The sequence below is a fragment of the Isoptericola sp. NPDC056618 genome, from assembly GCF_042792715.1.
Lineage (GTDB): Bacteria > Actinomycetota > Actinomycetes > Actinomycetales > Cellulomonadaceae > Isoptericola > Isoptericola nanjingensis.
The window spans coordinates 454614-475757 of record NZ_JBHTVZ010000002.1 but is presented as its reverse complement, the minus strand read 5'-3'; the positions used below and the strand labels follow the sequence as shown (position 1 = coordinate 475757).

General features: G+C 75.7%; 22 protein-coding genes. 4 read left to right on the top strand and 18 right to left on the bottom strand.

The genetic code is table 11. The annotated features are described in order from the left end of the window. The first annotated feature begins 14 nt into the window (after nt 1-14). Nucleotides 15-1175 (top strand): tyrosine-type recombinase/integrase, encoded by a 1161-nt coding sequence (locus tag ACFQ8T_RS05300; protein ID WP_430545501.1) that lies wholly within the window; start codon nt 15-17, stop codon nt 1173-1175. A gap of 14 nt (nt 1176-1189) precedes the next feature. Beyond that, nucleotides 1190-2467 (top strand): phosphatidylserine/phosphatidylglycerophosphate/cardiolipin synthase family protein, encoded by a 1278-nt coding sequence (locus ACFQ8T_RS05295; RefSeq protein ID WP_430545500.1) that lies wholly within the window; start codon nt 1190-1192, stop codon nt 2465-2467. A 28-nt stretch (nt 2468-2495) separates the two neighbouring features. Here ACFQ8T_RS05295 and ACFQ8T_RS05290 read toward each other — a convergent pair whose 3' ends face one another. From ACFQ8T_RS05290 to ACFQ8T_RS05255, 8 genes are all read right to left on the bottom strand, one after another. Next, nucleotides 2496-3083, bottom strand: a complete 588-nt coding sequence (locus ACFQ8T_RS05290) for a MerR family transcriptional regulator (protein ID WP_430545499.1) — start codon at nt 3081-3083, stop codon at nt 2496-2498. Between the two features lie 214 nt (nt 3084-3297). Further along, complete coding sequence (locus ACFQ8T_RS05285) at nt 3298-3831, bottom strand: bifunctional nuclease family protein (RefSeq protein WP_430545614.1); 534 nt, start codon at nt 3829-3831, stop codon at nt 3298-3300. 117 nt (nt 3832-3948) lie between these two features. Further along, nucleotides 3949-4692, bottom strand: a complete 744-nt coding sequence (locus tag ACFQ8T_RS05280; protein WP_430545498.1) for a MerR family transcriptional regulator — start codon at nt 4690-4692, stop codon at nt 3949-3951. Next, the gene (locus ACFQ8T_RS05275) at nt 4689-5165 is read right to left on the bottom strand and encodes an FHA domain-containing protein (RefSeq protein ID WP_430545497.1); all 477 of its coding nucleotides are present in this window, start codon (nt 5163-5165) and stop codon (nt 4689-4691) included. Before ACFQ8T_RS05275 ends, ACFQ8T_RS05280 begins: the two co-directional genes overlap by 4 nt. Before the next feature lie 209 nt (nt 5166-5374). Further along, complete coding sequence (locus ACFQ8T_RS05270; protein ID WP_430545496.1) at nt 5375-6655, bottom strand: DUF881 domain-containing protein; 1281 nt, start codon at nt 6653-6655, stop codon at nt 5375-5377. Nucleotides 6656-6662: 7 nt separating this feature from the next. Next, complete coding sequence (locus tag ACFQ8T_RS05265; RefSeq protein ID WP_079575212.1) at nt 6663-6995, bottom strand: small basic family protein; 333 nt, start codon at nt 6993-6995, stop codon at nt 6663-6665. After that, a complete protein-coding gene (locus tag ACFQ8T_RS05260) occupies nt 6992-7972 on the bottom strand; it encodes a DUF881 domain-containing protein (protein ID WP_430545495.1) in 981 nt (326 codons plus the stop codon). The genes ACFQ8T_RS05265 and ACFQ8T_RS05260 overlap by 4 nt, the downstream gene beginning before the upstream one ends. After that, on the bottom strand, nt 7969-8580 hold the full coding sequence (locus ACFQ8T_RS05255) for a CDP-alcohol phosphatidyltransferase family protein (protein ID WP_430545494.1): 612 nt from the start codon (nt 8578-8580) through the stop codon (nt 7969-7971). The genes ACFQ8T_RS05260 and ACFQ8T_RS05255 overlap by 4 nt, the downstream gene beginning before the upstream one ends. 237 nt (nt 8581-8817) lie before the next feature. Here ACFQ8T_RS05255 and ACFQ8T_RS05250 point away from each other — a divergent pair, with 237 nt between their 5' ends. Next, complete coding sequence (locus tag ACFQ8T_RS05250; RefSeq protein ID WP_430545493.1) at nt 8818-10698, top strand: DEAD/DEAH box helicase; 1881 nt, start codon at nt 8818-8820, stop codon at nt 10696-10698. A gap of 88 nt (nt 10699-10786) precedes the next feature. Here ACFQ8T_RS05250 and ACFQ8T_RS05245 read toward each other — a convergent pair whose 3' ends face one another. From ACFQ8T_RS05245 to rpe, 4 genes are all read right to left on the bottom strand, one after another. Then, complete coding sequence (locus ACFQ8T_RS05245) at nt 10787-11233, bottom strand: PH domain-containing protein (RefSeq protein WP_430545492.1); 447 nt, start codon at nt 11231-11233, stop codon at nt 10787-10789. Between the two features lie 61 nt (nt 11234-11294). Further along, a complete protein-coding gene (gene hisG / locus ACFQ8T_RS05240) occupies nt 11295-12143 on the bottom strand; it encodes an ATP phosphoribosyltransferase (protein ID WP_429763524.1) in 849 nt (282 codons plus the stop codon). 101 nt (nt 12144-12244) lie between these two features. After that, the gene (locus ACFQ8T_RS05235; protein ID WP_079575216.1) at nt 12245-12508 is read right to left on the bottom strand and encodes a phosphoribosyl-ATP diphosphatase; all 264 of its coding nucleotides are present in this window, start codon (nt 12506-12508) and stop codon (nt 12245-12247) included. 137 nt (nt 12509-12645) lie between these two features. Further along, a complete protein-coding gene (gene rpe, locus ACFQ8T_RS05230) occupies nt 12646-13308 on the bottom strand; it encodes a ribulose-phosphate 3-epimerase (RefSeq protein WP_430545491.1) in 663 nt (220 codons plus the stop codon). A 38-nt stretch (nt 13309-13346) separates the two neighbouring features. Between rpe and ACFQ8T_RS05225 the strand changes: the two genes are divergently transcribed. Then, nucleotides 13347-13898, top strand: coding sequence for a GNAT family N-acetyltransferase (locus ACFQ8T_RS05225; protein WP_430545490.1), 552 nt, complete (start codon nt 13347-13349; stop codon nt 13896-13898). 15 nt (nt 13899-13913) lie between these two features. Here the strand turns inward: ACFQ8T_RS05225 and ACFQ8T_RS05220 are convergent, their stop codons facing one another. The 6 genes from ACFQ8T_RS05220 to ACFQ8T_RS05195 all read right to left on the bottom strand — a co-directional run bounded on the left by ACFQ8T_RS05220 (nt 13914) and on the right by ACFQ8T_RS05195 (nt 21131). Beyond that, nucleotides 13914-15188 carry a HipA domain-containing protein gene (locus ACFQ8T_RS05220; protein WP_430545489.1) on the bottom strand — a complete coding sequence of 425 codons (1275 nt, stop codon included), beginning with the start codon at nt 15186-15188 and terminating at the stop codon, nt 13914-13916. Beyond that, a complete protein-coding gene (locus tag ACFQ8T_RS05215) occupies nt 15185-15424 on the bottom strand; it encodes a helix-turn-helix transcriptional regulator (protein WP_430545488.1) in 240 nt (79 codons plus the stop codon). The genes ACFQ8T_RS05220 and ACFQ8T_RS05215 overlap by 4 nt, the downstream gene beginning before the upstream one ends. 95 nt (nt 15425-15519) lie before the next feature. Then, on the bottom strand, nt 15520-17100 hold the full coding sequence (locus ACFQ8T_RS05210; RefSeq protein ID WP_430545487.1) for an RsmB/NOP family class I SAM-dependent RNA methyltransferase: 1581 nt from the start codon (nt 17098-17100) through the stop codon (nt 15520-15522). After that, on the bottom strand, nt 17097-18080 hold the full coding sequence (gene fmt / locus ACFQ8T_RS05205; protein WP_430545486.1) for a methionyl-tRNA formyltransferase: 984 nt from the start codon (nt 18078-18080) through the stop codon (nt 17097-17099). Before fmt ends, ACFQ8T_RS05210 begins: the two co-directional genes overlap by 4 nt. Before the next feature lie 160 nt (nt 18081-18240). Next, a complete protein-coding gene (locus ACFQ8T_RS05200) occupies nt 18241-18867 on the bottom strand; it encodes an HAD family hydrolase (RefSeq protein ID WP_430545485.1) in 627 nt (208 codons plus the stop codon). Then, nucleotides 18867-21131: a primosomal protein N' gene (locus tag ACFQ8T_RS05195; RefSeq protein WP_430545484.1), complete on the bottom strand. Its 2265-nt coding sequence runs from the start codon at nt 21129-21131 to the stop codon at nt 18867-18869. Before ACFQ8T_RS05195 ends, ACFQ8T_RS05200 begins: the two co-directional genes overlap by 1 nt. Nucleotides 21132-21144: the final 13 nt, after the last annotated feature.

Here is a 21144-nt window from a genome sequence, read left to right as displayed (position 1 = left end):
CCTAGCCTGGTCCCGTGGTCGCCCCTCCCCGTCTGAACCGCCTCACGGTGGCCGCGGCCGCCGACCGTTATCTCGCGTCGGTGCAGGTGGAGAGCGTGCGCGGGGTCCTCTCCCCCGCCACGGCGCGCAGCTACGAGCGGGACGTGCGCGAGTTCGCCACCCTGGTCGGCGACGACCGCGTGCTCGACGACGTGACCGGCGAGGACGTCGACGACGCGCTCGTGCGCTACCAGGCCAGCCCGGACGGCCGGTACAGCGACCCAGGGCGCAAGGGCGCCCCCGGGCGTTCGGTCGCCACGGTCAACCGGTTCCGGCAGTCGGTGAGCCGCTTCTTCACGCACGCGGCCCGGCAGTGCTGGGTCCAGGCGGACCCGATGCAGTGGGCGGCGCCGCCCGCCCGCTCCCGCGACCGCCTGCGGGTGGAACGGACGGCGCTGTCGGCGTCGGCGGCGGGCGCCCTGCTGCAGGCGTCGGCGGTGCCCGACCGGCTCGCGACCGCGGCAGGGGCCCGGACGCGCGCCGCGCGGTCGGACCAGGCGCTGGCGCTGCGCGACCGCCTGGTCGTCGCGCTGCTCCTGGTGCTCGGCCCGCGGGTGTCGGAGCTGGCCCGCGCGGACGTCGCGGACTTCACGCGCGAGCCCGAGGAGACGCGGTGGCGGATCGTCGGCAAGGGCGGGTCGATCCGGACGGTCGCGCTCTCCGCGCCCCTGGCCGCGGCGCTCGAGGAGTACCTGCACGAGCTGCGGCCCCGGCTCGCGACCCGGCGGGCCGACGACCCGGACGCGCAGCGCGCCCTGCTGCTGACCTGGCGCGGCCGTCGCGTGGACACGCAGACGGTGCGGGCCCTGCTCGCGCGCGCCGTCGAGCGGATGCCCGCCCCCTACCGCCGTCCGGCGACGCCGCACGCGCTGCGGCACACCACCGCCACGCTCCTGGTGGCCGAGGGCTGGGACGTCAAGGTCGTCGCGGAGCTGCTCGGGCACCGGTCCATCGCCACCACCGGCGTGTACCTCGACCGGATCGAGGGCGAGCTCGCCGCGGCCATCCGGTCGCACCCGCTCTCCGCCGGCCTCTCCGCACCCGCGTCGACCGCGGCGGAGGCCCCGACAGACCCGGCGGCGGGTGACATCACCGACGTACCCGACAGTTCGGCGCGCGGTGCCGACGCCCCGTGACTACGGTGAGCCTCGTGCCGCCTCGCTTCCCCCGCCTCCGTAGGCCCGTCCGCGTCCAGATCGACTGGCCCGCCCTGCGCCGGTACGCGACCCGCGGCGCGGTGCTCGCCGCGGCGGTCCCGGTGGCGGCCGCGGCCACGGTGATGGGGCTCGAGCGGTTCCGCCGCCACCAGTACCCGCTCGACGAGCCGTTCCCCACGGCCCCGCCGTCGTCGACCGAGATCGAGGGCACCAGCGCGACGCTCTACACGTACGGGGCGGACCTCTACGACGCGATGCTCGAGGCGATCCGGGGCGCGCAGCGGGAGATCTTCCTGGAGACGTACATCTGGAAGGACGACGAGGTCGGCCGCCGGTTCAAGCAGGCGCTCGTGGAGGCGGGCGCCCGCGGCGTCGCGGTCTACGTCGTCTACGACGGCTTCGCGAACCTCGTGATCTCCCGGCGCTTCTACGACCTGCCCGGCGTGCACGTGCTCCGCTTCCCCGCGATGCGGCCCGGGCTGCTGATGCTCGACGTGCGGCGCTCGGGCCGCGACCACCGCAAGATCCTCGTCGTCGACGACGAGACCGCGTTCGTCGGCGGGTACAACATCGGCTCCCTCTACGCGACGCAGTGGCGCGACACGCACCTGCGCCTCACGGGCCCGTCGGCGTGGGAGCTGCGGAACGCGTTCGTCGACTTCTGGAACCGGTGGCGCGGGCCGCGCCTGCCGGTCCTGCAGGACGTCGGATCCTCGCTGTGGCTGCCCGAGCTGCGGGCGGCGCGCAACGCGCCCTCGGAGCTGGTCTTCCCCATCCGGGGCATCTACCTCGACGCGATCGACCGCGCCTGCTCGCACGTGTACATCACCCAGGCGTACTTCATCCCCGACGAGGACATCCAGGCGGGGCTGCTCGCGGCCGCGGCGCGCGGCGTCGACGTGCGCGTGCTCGTGCCGGAACGGTCGAACCACGTGGTGGCCGACTGGCTCGCCCGGGGCCACTACTCGACGCTGCTGCGCGGCGGCGTGCGGATCCTCCTCTACCAGGGGGCGATGATCCACGCGAAGACCGCGACCATCGACGGGCGCTGGACCACGGTCGGCACCGCGAACATCGACCGGCTGAGCCTCACGGGAAACTACGAGATCAACCTCGAGGTCGTGGACGACGGTCTCGCCGGGCAGCTCGAGGACGCGTTCCGCATGGACCAGTCGAACTCGCGCGAGCTGACCCTCGCCGAGTGGCAGCGCCGGCACCCGCTCTCGAAGGTCGCCGAGCGGCTCATGTCACCGCTGCGCCCCCTCCTCTGATTCCTCTGAGGGGCGCTACCGCACGCTGTCAGCCCGCGGTGCGGGCGCGGCGCCGGGCGGCGAGCTCGTCGCCCTCGTGCGCGGCGGGCTCCTCGTCCTCGAGGGACTCGGTCGGCATCTCGGACAGGGTGCCCTCGATGTCGCGCCACACGCGGCCGACGGCGATGCCGAACACGCCCTGGCCGCCCTGGACGAGGTCCACGACCTCGTCGGGCGACGTGCACTCGTAGACGGACGCGCCGTCGCTCATGAGCGTGATCTGCGCCAGGTCCTCCACGCCGCGCTCGCGCAGGTGCGTGACGGCGCTGCGGATCTGGTGCAGCGAGACCCCGGTGTCGAGGAGCCGCTTGACCACCTTGAGCACGAGGATGTCGCGGAAGCTGTACAGGCGGTGGGTCCCGGAGCCGGTCGCGGGCCGGATGGACGGCTCCACGAGCCCGGTGCGGGCCCAGTAGTCGAGCTGGCGGTAGGTGATCCCCGCGACCCGGCACGCCGTGGTGCCGCGGTACCCGGTGGCGGCGTCCTGCTCCGTGAGGTCCTCGCCGAAGAGAAGCCCCTGGGCGCCCTGCGGCACCGAAGCACCCGTGGGGACGCTTGCCTCACCGCTGCTGTTCACTGTGCCTCCTGGTGTTCGACTCCACGCTAGGACGCCCCTGGGGGGTCGTCAACGACGTCGGCGCCGAGCGGGACCGCGTGTCGCGCTGCCGTGCCCCCACGTCAGGGCCTGCGCCCGTCCCTCAACTGTCGATCACGACTTGAGGGTTCGGCTCCTACGGTAACCGAGTCTGACCGTCAACCGGAGGTCGAGGGTCCGCCCGGGCGTGGCGACGTCAGGGGGGCGCGTCGTCAGGCCGTTCCCCACCGCTCGGCGGCGTGCCCGGCTCGTGCGGTCCCCCGGGGGCCGTGAAGTCCGCCGCGGTCGCGTGGTCCAGGAAGTCGCGGAACTTCTCCACCTCGCGCTGCTGCTCGACGTCGACCACCTCGACGCCGGCGACGGCGACCACCTCGGCGGAGCACAGCACCGGGCTCCCCGTCCGCACCGCCAGGGCGATCGCGTCCGACGCACGCGAGTCGAGCCGGGTGCCGTTCGACAGGACGAGCTCGGCGAAGAACACCCCGCCGTCGAGCGCGACGATCTCGACCCGCTCGAGCTCCACGCCCACCGCGCCGAGGAGGTCCCGCAGCAGGTCGTGCGTCATCGGGCGCGGGGTCACGAGCCCGGCCTGCGCCATCGCGATGGCCGACGCCTCGCGCGCACCGATGACGATGGGGACGGCGAGGTTCGCGGCGGCGTCCAGGAGCAGCACGACGATCTCCTGGTCGTGCTGCTGCTGCCGCACCCCGAGGACCTCCACCGGGACCATCGGGGCGTCGCTCGCGTCGTCGGGTTCCACCGATCCACGGTACGTCCGCACGGTGCCGCACGTCGCCCGGGGGCGAGCCGGATCGCGACGGCGCAGCCCGCGACCGCGACGGGCAGGTCAGACGAGGTCGCTCGACCCCTGACGCACCCACGTCGAGTGCAGGCGGGCGAGCAGCTCGCCCACCTCGGCCGCCAGCTCCGCACCCTGGGCGCGTGCGGACGGGGTCTGCTGGCTCCGGTAGGGCGCCACCAGCTGGTCGACCAGACCCACGTGCCGGTCGGCCGACGCCCGCAACGACCGCAGGTGCCGCGGCTCGATGCCGTGCTCCGCGAGCCGGACCGCGATCCGCACCACGTCGGGGGCGCCGTCGTCCAGCCGGCTGCCGGCCCGGACCTGCAGCACGCCCGCGGACACCAGCTCCTGCACGAAACGGGGCGTCGTGCCGGTCGCCTCGGCGACGGTCTCCACCGTCCACCGCCGCCGGGTCACCTCGGTCGCGGCACCCGCGTCGGCGAGCCGCGGGGCGGGGCCGGGCGCGGGCTCCCCCGCGTCCATCTCGGCGAGGCGCTCCTTGATGACCTTCAGCGGGAGGTACGAGTCCCGCTGCTCCGTCAGCACGAACCGCAGGCGCTCGACGTCGGCGGGGCTGTACTGCCGGTATCCCGACGGGGTGCGCACCGGGTCGATCAGGCCCTGGTCCTCGAGGAAACGCAGCTTGGAGTGCGAGACGGACGGGAACTCCGGGCCCAGCTGGGCGAGCACGTCGGAGATCCGCATCGTCGCCTGGCGCGAGATCCCCCGCGGCCAGGGTTCCGGCGCGCCGGCGGGCTGCTCGCCCTGCGCGGCCTGCGCCGCCGTCACGACGCGGGCGCCTGCGGGTCCCGCGGCGCCTGCGGGCTGGCGTGGAACGACATGCGGAACTTGCCGATCTGCACCTCGTCGCCCGTCGTCAGCGGCGCCGCGTCGATGCGCTCCCGGTTGACGTACGTGCCGTTGAGCGAGCCGATGTCCCGGACGACGAAGCGGTCGCCCTCGCGGGCGAACTCCGCGTGCTTGCGCGACACCGTCACGTCGTCGAGGAAGATGTCGGCCTGCTCGCTGCGGCCGGCGACCGCGCGGTCGGAGTCCAGCAGGAAACGCTCCCCGACCGCTCCGGAGCCGTACTGCACCACCAGGAGCGCCGAGTGCCGCGGCAGCGCCGCGACGGCGGCGGCCTCCTCGGCGGTGAGCGGGATCCGGAACGCCTGCTCCTCCGTGGGCGCGCCCACGCGGCCCAGGTGCGCGGTGGTGTCCGCGGCCGCCTGGTGCGGCGGAAGAGAGCGGGGGTCCGTCATCAGTCCTCCTGTGAGGTCGGGCCGGTGGGTCGGGCGACGCTGCCGGCCGGGCCCGGAGACCGGTGCCCCCGGAAGGCCGACTGTGCGTCCGACGTGCGCCGTCGTCCGACAAACCTACCCCGACCAGGGCACGGGCGGGAAGCCCGCCCACCGCCGGAGGACACGGCCGACCGCACGTCGGACCGGTCCGGACGCACCCGCAGGGCTCGTCAGCCGCGCTCGCGCTCCGGCTGGGCGTACTCGGGCTCCTGCGGCGGCGCGACCGCCGTGATCTTCACCGCGTCCTCACGGGCGGTCGACGCCTCGGCGCCCGCCGTGCGCACCGTCGCGAGCGCGCCGCCGGGGATCTCCAGCGCCCGGTCCATCGTCTCGGGGTCTCCGATGACGGTCCACTCGTACGGGGAGGACAGGGACGTCCCGTCGACGACGATCGCGTTCCCCTCGTCCTCGAACCAGGTGGACGTGACGAGGCGCACCCCGTTGAGCTCGACGACCTCCGCGCCCGCGTTGCGCAGCTCCTCCAGCACGTTGAACATCTGCGACGCCTTCAGCGCGCCGCCGGGGTCCTGGATCGTGACCCGCACGCCCGGGCCCTGCGCCGGCAGCCGCCCCGACAGGATGCCCTCGGACTCCGCCCGCTGCTCCGCCAGCTCGAGGGCCGACCGCGCCTGCCCGGAGCCGGACTCCAGCTCGTCGCGCGTCGCCTCCAGCCCCGAGACCTCGTCACCGAGCTGCTGCGCCCGGTCCGTGACCTCGTCGAGCAGGCGCACCAGATCCTCCTGCCGGGCCGACGACAGCTGGTCCGACGCCGACTGCTGCACCTGCACGACCAGCGCGAACCCCAGCGCGGCGCACAGCACGCCCGCCAGCACCTGAGACCGGCTCGCCCGGGGGCGCAGCGCCGCCCCGAGCCGGCGCCAGCCGCTCGCTGCGGGGCCTGCGGTCCCGTCGGTCCTGGGCCCCGTCGCCGGCTCGCTCGTCGGAGTCCCGGTCAGGGGCGCCGCGTCGGCCGGCCCCTCGGTGCCCCCGGCCGGGCTCTCGTCGGCAGGGTTCGCGCTCTCCGGCTCATGGTGCCCCGGGGTGACGTCCGAGGGCGCGGCCTGTGTCTCGACCGGAGTCTCGATCGGGTGCGGCGCCGCCGGGTCGGTCTCGTCGTCCGTGCCGTCGCCCGCAGGCGCCGCAAACGTGTCGACGTGCGGCGCGGCGCGCGTCACCGGTTCCTCGTCGTCCGCAGGCTCGTCACCGAGGGCAGCGCCCTCCGCAGAGGTGTCGGCCTGCGTGGAGGGGGCGTCGACCGGCGCCTCGTGGGAAGGAACGACCGAAGGCGCGTCCTCCTCCGGGAGATCCGGTCCCCCCGCGACGTCGGGCTGCTCGTCCGCCGCGTCGGGGGCCTCGCGGCCCTCGGAGGACCCGGCGGTCACGTCGTCGTCCGTGCCGGTGACGTCGGGGGTGCCAGGGGTGTCGGGGCGGTCGCCCTTCGGGTCGCTCATCCGCCGCTCACGCCTTGAACAGGTGGCGGCGGATCGCCGCCGCGTTCGAGAAGATCCGGATGCCCAGCACCACCACGACCGCGGTCGACAGCTGCGCGCCCACGCCCAGCTGGTCGCCCAGGAACACGATGAACGCCGCGACGACCACGTTCGACAGGAACGACACCAGGAACACCTTGTCGTCGAACAGCCCGTCGAGCTTGGCGCGGAGGCCCCCGAACAAGGCGTCGAGCGCAGCCACGACCGCGATCGGAAGATAGGGCTGCAAGGCCACCGGCACCGTCGGCTGCAGCACCAGACCGGCGATGACGCCGATCACGAGCCCGATCGCGGCGATCATGAGCGTTCCTCCTCGGTGTCCGACGACGACGTCCTCTGCGACGTCCCCGGCGATGTGCTCTCAGGTGTGCTCTGCGGTGCTCCCTGGGCGTCGCCGCCCGGCTGCGAGGACTCCCCCGCACCCGACGGCGACGCGTACCGCAGGGTCTGGTTCCCCACGCCCGGCAGCGACAGGTCGCTCTGCGGGGTCACGCTCGACTGGATCCCGTAGCGCGACCCCAGCAGCTGCAGGTAGGCCGGGGCGCCGGAGCGAGCGTACGCGGTCTGCATGTCGTCAGGGTCACCGATCGCCCGGATCGTGTAGGTCGGCCCCGGGAGCGGCACGAGGTCCACCAGGATGGCGTCGCCCGCGTTGCGGATCGCGGACAGCGACGTCAGCCGTTGGTCGTCCACCGAGATCGCCTCCGCGCCCGCAGCCCACAGGGCGTTCACCACGGTCTGCACGTCCGCGTCGCGCACCCGGGCGCTCGCGTCGGGGTCGGACTCGGACTGCGCGGCGTCACCGTCGGACAGGGAGACCACCAGGCCCGGACCGCTGACCGCCGCCGACCCGCTCACCACGCCGTCGCGCTGCAGCGTCTGCAGGAGGCCCGGGTCCTCGCTGGCGAGAGCGGTGTGCTGCAACGCCTCGATCTCGTCGCTCAGCGCCACCGACCGGGCCTGCAGCACGTCCACCTCGTCGCGCCGGTCCACGATCTGCGTCTCCAGCACCTCGCGCGCCGCCGCCACCTCGGCCTGGGGCGCTCGCAGCTGGCGCGCCGCGGACACGGTCAGCAGGCCCAGCAGCGCGGCCAGCAGCAGCAGGAGCACGACGGAGAGCCCCCGGCGTCCCGTCGGGCGCCCGGCCCGCGCCGCCTCCGCGCGCCGCTCGGCCTCCTCCGCGTACCCCGGGTCGAGAGGCTTCTCCATCACCTCGACCAGCAGGGTCATCGACTCGTCCGGGCGACGGCGCCCCGGCGCGCGCACCGGCGCCGTCACGCCTCGCCTCCCGAGCCCTCGACGTCGGGCCCGGCGCTCGCGGCCACCAGCAGCTCGCGCGCCTGCCGCAGGTACTGCACGCCCGCCACCCAGTACAGGCCGACGCCCCACCACGTGAACGCCCAGCCCACGACGTGCGCCGCCGCACCGACCCCACCCGGCATCGTCGCCAGGAGGAGCAGCGGGAACGCGTACAGGAGCGCGAACGTCCCGGCCTTGCCCACGAAGCTCACCGGCAGCGGCCCGTACCCGTGCCGCGCCAGCGGCGGCAGCAGGCACGCGAGCATCACGTCCCGGGCCACGATCACCACGAGGATCCACAGCGGGATCACGTCGCGCCAGGTCAGGCCGATCAGGGTGACGAAGATGAAGAGGCGGTCCGCCGCCGGGTCGAGCATCTGCCCCAGCCGCGTCACCTGGTGCAGCCGCCGCGCCAGCACGCCGTCCAGCCAGTCCGTGAAGCCTGAGAAGGCCAGGACGGCGAGGGCCCACACGTCCTCGCCCACCACGATCAGCACCGCGAACACGGGCACCAGGGCCAGACGCAGCAAGCTCACCAGGTTTGGGATCGTGAAGACCCGGCTGCTGATCTCCTGGCCCTCCTGCACGGGGCACATCCTACGCACGCCCCCTGCGCCCAGTGGCCGAACTCACCGGCACCCGCCGGACCACTTCCGGCCCTGGCCGGTAGACTGTGACCACCTTCGGAGTTCGTCGTGCCTCCCGCGTGTTCGTTGTGCCCCGCTCAGAGCGGGGCTTGGTGTGTGTCCGGGACCGAGCGACCGTGCCGCCTCCTCGGCGGTGCAGGACTCCTCCCCCACCACCCACAGAACGGTGACCCCCTCTTGAGCACCCCTGACTCCACCCTGCCCAGCGAGCCCACCTCCGGGCAGACCACCGGGCCGGAGCCCACGTTCGCCGACCTCGGCCTCCCCGCGCCGCTGCAGGCCGCCGTCGACGACCTCGGGTTCACGACGCCGTCGCCCATCCAGGCGCGCGCCATCCCCGAGCTCCTCGCCGGCCGCGACATCACCGGCGTCGCCCAGACCGGCACCGGCAAGACCGCCGCCTTCGGCATCCCGCTGCTCGCGGCCCTCGACCCGCAGGCCTCCGTCGCCGGCGGGCACGTGCAGGCCCTCGTCCTCGCCCCCACCCGCGAGCTCGCGCTCCAGGTCGCCGAGGCCGTCGAGTCGTTCGCCACCCACCTGCCCGGGGTGCGCGTCACCTCCGTGTACGGCGGCTCCCCCTACCAGCCGCAGCAGCGCGCCCTGCGCGACGGCGTGCACGTCGTCGTCGGCACCCCCGGCCGCGTGATGGACCACCTCGAGCGGGGCACCCTCTCCCTCGACGGCGTCAAGTTCCTGGTCCTCGACGAGGCCGACGAGATGCTCCGCATGGGCTTCGCCGAGGACGTCGAGACGATCTTCGGCCAGGCGCCCGCGAAGCGACAGGTCGCCCTGTTCTCCGCGACCATGCCGCCCGCCATCCGCGCCGTCGCCGAGACCCACCTCACCGACCCCGTCGCGATCGCCGTCTCCCGTCAGTCCTCCACCGTGTCGACCGTCGAGCAGACCTACGCCGTCGTGCCCTTCCGGCACAAGATCGGCTCTCTCGTCCGGGTGCTCGCCACCTCCGACGCCGACGCCACCATCGTCTTCACCCGCACCCGGAAGGACGCCGAGGAGGTCGGCGCCGCCCTCGTGGAGCGCGGCACCTCCGCCGCCACCATCTCCGGCGACGTCGCCCAGAAGGAGCGCGAGAAGATCGTCGAGCGCCTCAAGTCCGGCGCCCTCGACGTGCTCGTCGCCACGGACGTCGCCGCCCGCGGTCTCGACGTCGACCGCATCGGCCTCGTCGTCAACTTCGACATCCCCCGCGAGCCGGAGGCCTACGTGCACCGCATCGGGCGCACCGGCCGCGCCGGGCGTACCGGCCGTGCCCTGTCGTTCGTCACGCCCCACGAGCGCGGCAAGCTCAAGCACATCGAGCGGACCATCCGCACGACGCTCGCCGAGGTCGAGATCCCCTCGCCCCGCGACGTCTCGGAGCACCGCGCCCGTCGCCTCCTCGACGCCGTCGGCACGCGCATCGAGGCCGGCCGCCTCGACCTGTACACCCGGATGCTCCAGGAGCGCGCGGCCTCCGCGTCGGACGCCGCGGAGGCCGACGGCACGCCGGCCCCCGCCGAGGGTGGCGACGACGCCCTCCAGATCGCGGCCGCCCTCCTGGCGCTCGCCGTCGGGGACGACGGCCCCCAGCAGCGCGCGGCCCAGGAGGAGCACGAGCGCGAGCGGGCCGAGGCCAAGGGCGGGCGCACCCGTGAGACGCACCGCGCCGAGCGGACCGAGCGCGATGGCGACCGCACCGGCCGCCACCCCCGCTCGGACCGCGACGACCGCGGCCGCGGCATCCGCCGTCCCGCCGCCGGCACGCGCTACCGCATCTCCGTCGGGCACACGCACGGCGCGCAGCCGCGCGGCATCGTCGGGGCGCTCACGCACGAGGGCGGCCTGTCGGGCAGCGACATCGGCAAGATCGACATCTTCGGCAACTTCTCGCTGGTCGACATCACGCGGCCGCTCGACGACGCCGACATGAACCGGATCGGCCGCGCCCACGTGGCCGGCAAGGCGCTCCGCATCTCCGTCGACAAGGGCGCGCCGGAGCGACGCGCCCCGCGCACGGAGCGGCCCCGCACCGACCGTCGTCCGGCCCGCACGGCCTGACGCACCGGGCCGCCTGCCCGAGACACCACGAAGCCCCGCGAGCCGCACGGCTCGCGGGGCTTCGTCGTCGCGGCGGTGGCGCAGGCGGTCAGGTGCGGTCCGGCGCCTCGCCGAGGCTCACGACGAGGGACCTCAGCCGCCGCGCCTCCGCCATCCCCCGCTCGCCGTCTGCGCGCTGGATGCCCATGACGGCGATCGTGCCGCCGTCGGCGAGGTCGAGCCGCACCCACGGGTCGTCGGGGCCGAGCCGCACCTCGACGATCTCCGCCCAGGCGAGCGTCCGGGAGCGGATGAGGTTGCGGACCCGCAGGCCCTCGTCCGACGGGACGGCGTGCACGCCGCCGAGCCGCCACAGCAGCCAGCTGACGCCGAGCGCGAAGACGATGAAGGAGACCTTGTTCACCGCGGCCGCGCCCATCGGCCCGTTCGAGCCGAGGCCGACCACGACGCTCCCGACCGCGGCGACCACCCACACGAACCAGGCCGAGACCTGGCCCCACAGCGGGCGGAACGTGCGGAAGCGTGACGGGCTCATGCCGACCACGCTGCCACCCCGCGCGCGTGCTCGACAGGCCGGCGGGCGCCGACCTGCGGGGTCACAGGCGGCTGGCGTGGATGGAGGTCACGATGATGCCGCGCGCCCCCACCTCGTACAGCGCGTCCATCACGCGGTTCGTCTCCGAGCGCTTCACCATCGACCGCACCGCCGCCGACTCGCCGTTGTGCAAGGGCGACACGGTGGGCGACTCGAAGCCGGGGGTCACCGCCACGGCGGCGTCCACGAGCTCCATCGGCACGTCGTAGTCCATGAGCACGTACTCGTGCGCGGTGATGACGCCCTGCAGGCGCCGGGTGAGGACGTCCAGCCCGGCCGGCTCCGCCACGTCGCTGCGGCGGATGAGCAGCGCCTCGGAGCGCAGGATCGGCTCGCCGAACACCTCCAGGCCCGCCGCGCGCAACGTGGTGCCCGTCTCGACGACGTCGGCGATGACGTCCGCGACGCCCAGGCGCACGGAGCTCTCCACCGCGCCGTCGAGGTGCACCACCGCCGACGGCTCGATCCCCCGCTCGCGCAGGTAGGACCGGACCAGGGTGTCGTACGACGACGCCACCCGGCGCCCCGCGATCTGGTCGACGTCGGTGATGGTGCCCGCCGGTGCGGCGAAACGGAACGTCGACGCGGCGAAGCCCAGCGGCAGGTGCTCGACGGCGTCCGCGCCCGAGTCGAGCAGCAGGTCGCGGCCGGTGATACCGACGTCGACGGTGCCGGACCCCACGTACACCGCGACGTCGCGCGGGCGCAGGAAGAAGAACTCGGCGCCGTTGTCCGGGTCGGCGAGCACGAGCTCGCGGGTGTCGCGGCGTTGGCGGTAGCCCGCCTCGCGCAGCATGTCGGAGGCCGGGACGGAGAGGGACCCCTTGTTGGGGACGGCGATACGGAGCACTGCGTTACCTCGATCTGATCAGGGCGGGACGTGTCGGGCGGCTGGGCGCGCGCGACGGACGTCGGGGTCGCACCGTGACGGTGCGACCCCGGTCCGGGCGCTCACAGATGCGCGTACACGTCCTCGAGCGTCAGTCCCTTGGCCAGCATGAGCACCTGCAGGTGGTACAGCAGCTGCGAGATCTCCTCCGCGGCGGCCTCGTCGGTCTCGTGCTCGGCGGCCATCCAGACCTCGGCCGCCTCCTCCACGATCTTCTTCCCGATCGCATGCACGCCGGCGTCCAGCTCGGCCACGGTCCCCGACCCGGCGGGGCGGGTCGTGGCCTTCTCGGTCAGCTCGGCGAACAAGGAGTCGAACGTCTTCACCCGCTCAGCCTAGACGCCGGGACCCCGGGCTCCGGGCCGGGTTCCGGCCCTCGGGACGGTGAGGTGCGTTCGTTTAGGGTGCTTGGCACACTATTTTTATGAGCGAAGGGCGGATCCGGGACCCGTCACCCCGAGGATCAGTGGGCGTGCGCCGACGCCAGCCCCCGCAGGGCCTCGATCTCCGCCGGTACGTCGTCCGCCCCGTAGACGGCGGAGCCCGCGACGAAGACGTTCGCCCCCGCGTCCGCCGCGCGCTCGATCGTGTCGCGCGACACTCCCCCGTCGACCTGGATCCACACGTCCAGCCCCGACTCCCCCACCGCCTGCCGGGCGCGCCGGATCTTCGGCAGCGTGCCGTCGATGAACGACTGACCGCCGAAGCCGGGCTCCACGGTCATCACGAGGATCATGTCGATCTCCGGCAGGAGATCGAGGAACGGCTCCACCGGCGTGGCCGGCCGGAGCGCGACGCCCGCCCTCGCCCCCAGGCGCCGCAGCTCCCGCGCGAGGCGGACCGGGGCCGTGGCGGCCTCCGCGTGGAACGTCACCGAGGCGGCCCCCGCCTCCGCGTACGCGGGCGCCCAGCGGTCCGGGTCCTCGATCATCAGGTGCGCGTCGAGCGGCACCGGCGAGACCTGCGCGAGCCGCTCGAAGACCGGCAGGCCCAGCGTGAGGTTCGGCACGAAGTGGTTGTCCATGACGTCCACGTGGGCGTAGTCGGCGGTGGCGATGGCACCCAGGTCGCGCTCGAGGTTCGCGAAGTCGGCCGACAGGATGCTCGGGTTGATCAGCGCAGGCATGCGCCCAGCGTAGGCGGCGCAGCCACTACGCTCGCCCCGTGCCACCGCTCCCCTCCCCCACCGAGCCGTCGCCGACGACGGCCGTCGCGCCCCCGGTCGTGCGTGCCGCCGTCGCCGACGACCTGCCCACCGTCGCCGCCATCCTCGAGCCGTACGTCACCGGCACGGCCGTGACGTTCGACGAGCAGGCCCCCGACGTCGCCGCGTGGCGCCAGCGCCTCGTGGACCTGGACGCCCGCGGCCTGCCGTTCCTCGTGGCCGAGATCGACGGGGCCGTCGTCGGCTACGCGTACGCGTCCCCCTGGCGTCCCAAGGCCGCCTACCGGTACACGGTGGAGGACACGATCTACCTCGCCCCCACGGCCCAGGGACGCGGCGTCGGCTCGCTGCTCATGACGGCGTTGCTCGAGGCATGCTCGCGCGCCGGCGTGCGGCAGGTCGTGGCCGTCGTGGCCGACGACCCCGCGGCGGCCGGCTCGCTCCCCCTGCACCGCCGGTTCGGCTTCGAGGTCGCCGGCGTGCTGCGCGACGTCGGGGTCAAGCACGGCCGCACCGTGAGCACCACGCTGCTGCAGCTCACCCTCGTCTGACGCGCCCTGCGCGCCTCAGGAGGGCAGGCCGGCACGCAGCGCGTCGGTGCGGTCCTCCACGGTCCGCCACGCCTCGGGCCCCACGCCCGGGTGGGCGTCGCGGTCGATCTCCTCGAGCCCGGTGCGCAGGCCGTCGAGCGTGGCCGCCACGGCGCGCAGGGCACGGCGGCGAGGCAGGCCCCACGACTCCCCCTCCGCGAGGAGGTGCGCGGCCGTGATGCGGTCCATGTCGCGCTCCCCGGACACGTCCATCGCGAAGACCCGCGACGCGTGCGCGTGGTGCAGGTGCATGGACACGTCGTAGGCGGGCGCGAGCGCGACGGTGCCGTCCGCGCGCCGGAGCACCGAGACGTTCTTCGCGTGCGCGTCGGTGTTCCCGACCGCCAGGTTCAGGGTCGTGAGGGCGAGCAGGCCGTCGGGCCGGGCGCCGTCGTCGCGCAGCGTGCGGGCGATCCGGGCCAGGGAGGGCAGCGTGCGCCCGTGCTGGAACTTGCGCTCGGGGTCGCGGGTGTTGATGCCGAGCGCCTGCGCCGCGTCCTCCTGGTGCACCCGCCGCACCCCGGGCTCGCCGGGTGCCACGGCCCGGTCGTACCGGGAGACGACGATCGCACGCTCGCCGTCGAAGGTCTGCACGTGCGCGTCGATCGTCGTGAGCCCCACGCGGCGCGCCAGGTCGAGGGCCGCGGCCTCCGTGTCGACGAGGTCGGCGGTCGGCGAGCCCGCCTCGCGGGCGACCTTGAGGATGTGCGTGGTCGGCTGGTCCGCGCCGGCCCGCCGCCATCCCGCCCCGTCGCGCACGAGGCCGATCTTCGGCTCCATGCCCGGCAGGGAGCTGGTGAGCCGCTGCGCGCGGCCCTGACCGCCCGCGCGGGCCACGCTCGCACGCAGCATGGCGCCGACGCCGGCGTCGTCGAGCGGCGTGCCTGGCCGGCGGTCGGGCTCCGGCTCCGCGCCGGGCGCCACGAAGACGAGCGCGCCCACGGTGTCGCCCCCGTAGGCGCGGAAGAACGCCACCGGGTTCTCCGGGTCCACCCCCGCGTCGATCGCCATGTGCTCGCGGATCCGCCCCTCCGGCATGAGCCCGTCCAGCCACGCCGACACCCGGGCGGGCGGCGGCGGCGCGTCGGGGTCGACCGGGAGCAGGTGCGAGAGCACGCGGGAGCCGTGGCCCCACCGCCGCGCCGCTCCGGCGTCCCACTCCAGCTCGACCCGCGGCGTGGCGCGCCCCAGGTCGCGGGCACGGAACCTCGCCACCCGCGACCCGTAGAGCCAGGCGTCGAGCTCGGTCATGCGTCACCCCGCTCCGCGAGCCGGACCTCGACACCGAGCTCGTCGAAGATCTCGAAGAGCCTGGTGATGTAGAGGTTCTCGACGCCCGACTCCACCTCCGAGACGTACTGCCGCGTCACGCCGAGCTCGTCCGCGAGGGCGGCCTGGCTGAGCCCGCGACGCCGGCGCACCTGGCGGGCGAACGCGCCGAGGTCGCGGGCGCTGTGCGCCGTCGTCCATCGTCCCGTGCCGGTCATCTCGCCTCCCTGCCTGTCAGGATTTCCTGACCGTTCCGACCGTCAGGTTATTCCGACACGCACGGGAGTGCAAGAGAAATCTGGCAATGCAGCCACTACCCCCGGCGCCGCAGCAGCGTGAGGTGCATCGCGTCGGTGCCGTGCACGTGCGGCCACAGCTGCACGTCCAGCCCGTGCGCGCCGCCGTCCGAGGCACCGAGATCGATGTCCGCACCGGGCACCAGCGCGTCGCGCACCGCCGACCGCGCGTCGATGCGCTCCGCGTCGTCCCGGCGGCGCAGCACGTCGTCGACCACGAGCCGCGTCTCCGCCAGGTGCGGGGAGCAGGTGACGTACGCGACGACGCCGCCGGGACGCACCGCGTCGAGGGCGGAGGCGAGCAGCTCGCGCTGCAGCACCGTCAGCGTGCCCAGGTCGGCCGGGGTGCGGCGCCAGCGCGACTCGGGGCGACGACGCAGGGCGCCGAGCCCGGTGCAGGGGGCGTCGACCAGGACGCGGTCGTAGGCGGCGGGCTCCTCGGTGCCGACCTCCCGACCGTCGCCGGTGCGCACGCGCTCGACGACGCCGTCCGGCACGGCGCGCAGGGCCCGCTCGACGAGGCGGGCGCGGTGCGGCTGCACCTCGTTGGCGACGAGGGTGGCGCCCCGCTCCCCCCCGAGCGCCGCGAGGAGCGCGGCCTTCCCGCCCGGACCGGCACAGAGGTCGAGCCAGCGCGCGTCGGTGCCGTCGAGCGGGGCGCCTGCGAGTGCGAGGGTGACGAGCTGCGAGCCCTCGTCCTGGACGCCGGCGCGGGCGTCCGCGACGGCCGGCAGCGCGGCGGGGTCGCTGCCGCCGGCGAGGACGAGCGCGGTGGGCGCCCAGCGGCCCGGCTCGAGCCGCACGTCGGCGCCGTGGGCCTGCTCCTGGAGCACGTCGGGCGCCGCGAGGCCGGGGCGCGCGACGAGGGTCACGCGGGGCGCGGCGTTGTCCGCCTCGAGCAGGTCGGCGATCTCGTCGGGGCCGCGTCCGTGGCCCGCGAGCGCCTCCCGCAGGGCCCTGGCGATCCAGACGGGGTGCGAACCGACCGTGGCGAGCCCGGTGACGGTGTCGGGCGCCTCCTCGGTGAGGCGGGCGAGCCAGTCCTCGAGGGGCGTGCGTCCGACGGCGCGCAGGACGGCGTTGACCATCTGGGCAGGTCCGGCGCCCACGCGGTCGCGGGCGAGCGCGACGGTCTCGGAGACGGCCGCGTGGGACGGGACGCGCATCCCCAGGAGCTGGTGCGTGCCGAGGCGGAGGACGTCGAGCACCTCGGGGTCGAGCTGGTCGAGGGGGCGGGTCACGCAGCGGGCGAGGATCGCGTCGTAGCGTCCGCGCAGGCGCAGGGTGCCGTACGCGAGCTCGGTGGCGAACGCGGCGTCGCGGCCGGCGATCCTGCGTTCGCGGAGCAGGGGCGGGAGCACGAGGTTGGCGTACGCGTCGGAGCCGTCCACCTGGCGCAGGACGTCGTACGCCGCGGTGCGGGCGGGGTCGGTGCGGCGGCGCCGCTCGCCGGGCGCCTGGGCGCTGCGGTGCGTCTCGCCGCGGGTGCGGGCGGCGCTGCGCTGACGGCCCTTGCTGTCGCGCTGTCCCTGGCGCTGGTCGTCCCGCCCGTTCCCCCTGGTGCCCCCGTGGCCCGTGCCCCGGCGGTCGGCGCTCATCGGGCGTCCTGCCCGAGGCGCAGGGCGGCGTCGCCGGCGTGGCCGGTGAAGAGGCCGCGCGCGCCGCGCGCCCAGTCCGCGGCGGGCATCGGCTTCTTGCCGACGGGCTGCACGTGCCCGAGCGCGACGGCGTGCGTGGCGGTCCCGACGAGGACCTCCTTCTTGCCGGGGCGCACCTCGCCCGGGGCGAGGTCGGTGACGTCGGGTCGCGGCGTGACCGGGCCGAGGCCGAGGCGGGCGCCCGGGGCGGCGTCGAGCCCGCCGGTGGGCGGCAGGGTGGTCCACGCCCCGGGGGCGGGCGTGACGGCGCGGATCCGGCGGTCGACGGCGAGGGCGGGGTCGTCCCAGCGGACGCGGGCGTCGTCGGTCGTCACCTTGGGCGCGAGGGAGGCGCCGTCGGCCGGCTGCGGCTGGGGGGCGAGGCTGCCGTCCTCGAGGGCGTCGAGGGTCGCGACGAGCAGGTCGGCGCCGCTCGTGGCGAGCCGGCCGAGCAGGTCGCCGGAGGTGTCGCGGGGGCGGATCGTCTCCGTGGCGGTGCCGAGCACCGGGCCGGTGTCCATGCCCTCGTCGAGGAGGAACGTCGTGGCGCCGGTGACCTCGTCCCCGGCGAGCACGGCGTGCTGCACGGGGGCGGCCCCGCGCCACGCGGGCAGGACGGAGAAGTGCAGGTTGACCCAGCCGAGGCGCGGGACGGCGAGCACGTCGGCGCGCAGGAGGTGCCCGTACGCGACGACGGGCGCGGCGTCGACGTCGAGCTCGCGCAGCGTCGCGAGGAACTCCTCCCCGCGGGGGCGCTCGGTGAGGACCGGGATCCCGGCCTCCTCGGCCGCGAGGCGCACCGGGCTGGGCACGAGCCGGCGGCCGCGTCCGGCGGGCGCGTCCGCCCGGGTCAGGACGGCGACGACCTCGTGACGCGACGCCAGCAGGGCGCGCAGGGACGGGACGGCAGGGTCGGGGGTTCCGGCGAAGAGCAGGCGCACCACCCGATCGTAGTCGGGCGAGCAGGTCCCGGTCCGCGAGCGCCGGGGCGTCGTCGAGCGGCACGGCAGCGGGGTGGCCCGGCCGAGGGCGCGAGGGGGCGCGGGCCCTCGGCCGGCGCCGTGGCCGTCCGGTCGACGTCCTCCCTCGTGCTCGTGCCGCCTACCTGCCGACAGGGAGGCCCCGGTCGCGCAGGGCGGCGCGCAGCGCCGTGGTGTCGGTGAAACGGACGGCGTGGAAGCCCAGCTCGCGGGCGACCGCGACGTTGGCGGGGCTGTCGTCGACGAAGACGGCGCGCGCGGGGTCGACGTCGTGCGTGTCCGTCAGGTGCCGGAAGATCGCCGGGTCGGGCTTCGCGAGCCCCACCTGCCCGGACACCACCACGTGCTCCATGCGCGTCGTCGCCGGGGCCGCCCCGGCGGCGTGCCCGAACAGCTCGGCCGACCAGTTGGTGAGCCCGAGGAGGCGCACTCCGGCGGCCGACAGCTCGTCGACGAGCTCCTCCGAGCCCGGGACGGGTCCGGTCAGGGTGCCGGGGAAGCCCGCCACGTACTCGTCGAGCAGGGGCTGCAGGTGGGGCCGGTCGGCCAGGCCCGCGCGGGCCTCGGACCAGCTGCGCCCGGCGTCCTGGGCGAGGTTGAGGGCCGGGAAGTCGACGTCCGCCATCCAGGCGTCCACCTCGGCACGCGTGCGCCCCGGGAACGCCCCGTAGGGGTCCCAGCCGACGAGCACGTTGCCGAAGTCGAGCACCACCGTGTCGACGAGGGCCTCGGCGGGGGCAGGAGCCATCAGAGCATCTCCTTCGGGTCGACCTGGACGCGGACGGCGCCGCCCTCCCGGCGGGCGGACCGGACGGCGAGGGAGGCGCGCAGCTGGGCGGCGAGCTCGCCGCCCTGGGCGAGGGGGACGCGCAGCACGGTGCGCACCTGGGGCTCGAGCGTGGCGCCGCGCCGCGGGTCGGCGTCGGGCTGCTCGACGGGCCCCAGGACCGTGTCGGGGCCCGCGAGCGCCACCCGGCCGACGACGGCGTCCACGGCGCCCCGGTCCCCGGTGACGGACGCGACACGGACCGCGGGCGGCAGCGCGAGCTCGCGACGCTCGGCGAGCTCCCGGTCGGCCAGGCCACCGGGGTCGTAGCGCACGAGCGCCCCGGTCGGGGCGGGGGCCGCGTCGCCGACGAGGAGCACCTGTCCACCGGCGCGGGACGGGTGCACGAGGGCCGCGGCAGCGAGCCACCGGTGCAGCGCCTCCGTCGCCGTGGCGAGGCCCGTGCCCGCGGTGGCCACGGCGGCGTCGAGCAGGAGCGCGACGGCGTACCCCCCGTCGGCGACGGGCTCGGCGCCCGGGGTCGCGACGACCAGGGCCGGTTCGGGCCCGACCCGGTCGAGCACCCCGGCGGGCGCCGAGGACGCGGACACGCGCACGGGAGTGCCCGCGAACGCCCGGCCGAGCTCCTCGGCGGTGCGGTCCGACCCGACGCGGACGGCGCGCAGGTGGGTGTCGCCGCACTCCTCGCAGCGCCAGCCGCCGGCGAGCCGGCCGCACCAGGAGCACTGGGGCGCGCTGCCGGTGCGGGTCATGCCGAGCGGGCCGTGGCAGGCGGCGCAGCGGGCGGCGGTGCGGCACCGCGCGCACGCGACGACGGGCAGGTAGCCGGTGCGCGGCACCTGGACGAGGACGGGCCCGCGGGTCAGCCCGTCGCGGGCGGCCCGCCAGGCGGCGGTCGGCAGCCGGGCGGCGGCTCCCGGGCCCTCGGCGGCGAGCTCGACCGACGTGAGGGCGCGTACGCGGGGGGCGCGGGCGCGCAGCACGTCCCGGGGCGCGACGATCTCGCGCGCCCACCCGGACGCCAGGAGGGCCTGCGCCTGCACGGTCCGCCCCGGCGACGCCAGCAGGTAGGCGGCGTCCTCCAGGTCGCTGCGCAGGGCGAGCACGTCGCGGGCGTGCGGGTAGGGGGCGTGCGGCTCCGCGAGCGTGTCCTCGCCGTCCCCCCACAGCACCACGAGCCCGAGGTCCGGCACCGAGGCGAACATGGCGGCCCGCGTCCCGACGACGACGTCGGCCAGCCCGTGCCGGGCGCGGAGGAAGGCGCGGTAGCGCGGGGCGGGTCCGTCGTCGGCGAGGAGCCGCACGACGTCGTCGAGCCCGGCCCCGCCGAGGGCGGCCACGACGCGCTCGACGTCGCGGGCGTCCGGCGCGACGACGAGGACGCGCCGGCCCCCGGCGACCGTGGCGCGGGCCGCCTGCGCGACGGCCGCCGCCCAGTGCGGCACGCGCGCCGGACCGTCGTCGGTCGGCGGCGCCAGGCCGGGCAGGGGCGTCCACACGGCGCGCGGCGCCTGCCCGGCCAGCAGGTGGCGGCAGAACGCCTCGCCGCCCAGGTACGACGACCAGGCCGACGTGGATCCCGCCGCCACGCGACGGACGGCCCGCGGCGCCCCCCGATCCCCCGCCGGCGTCCCCGAGGCGCTCTGAGCGCCCTCAGAGGCGTCCTGGGAGCGGTCCTGGGCATCGTCGGCGCCGGCGCTCTCGTCGCCCCGTGCCGGTTCCTCGTCGGGCTCCACCAGAGAGGCGAGCACCTCCTTCTCGACACGCGCGTGCCGCGGCGGCACCGCGAGGCGCAGCACGTCGGCGAGCGTGCCCGCGTACCGGTCCGCGACGGCGCGAGCCAGCCGCAGCACCGGGTCCGACAGGACCGGGTCGGGCGAGACGACGCGCTTGAGCGGCACGAGCCGCCCGTCGTGGTCGGACGTCTCGCGACGCTCCACGACGTACCCCGCCACCTCCTGCGGCCCGAACCGGGCGCGCACCCGCACCCCCGGCCGGGCGTCGTCGGCCATGGGGGCGGGCACCAGGTAGTCGTACGGGCGGTCCAGGTGCGCGGGCTGCAGGTCGAGCGCGACCCGCGCGACGGGCAGGTCGTCGGCCACCGGCGTCGCCCCCAGGGCCACCTTGCCGGCCTTGCGGCGCCCCTTCGCCCCGGCTCCGCGCGGGGCCGGGACGTCGTCGAGCCCGAGCAGCGCAGGCTGCTCGGGCTCGGAGGTCTCAGTCACGGGGCCATCCCAT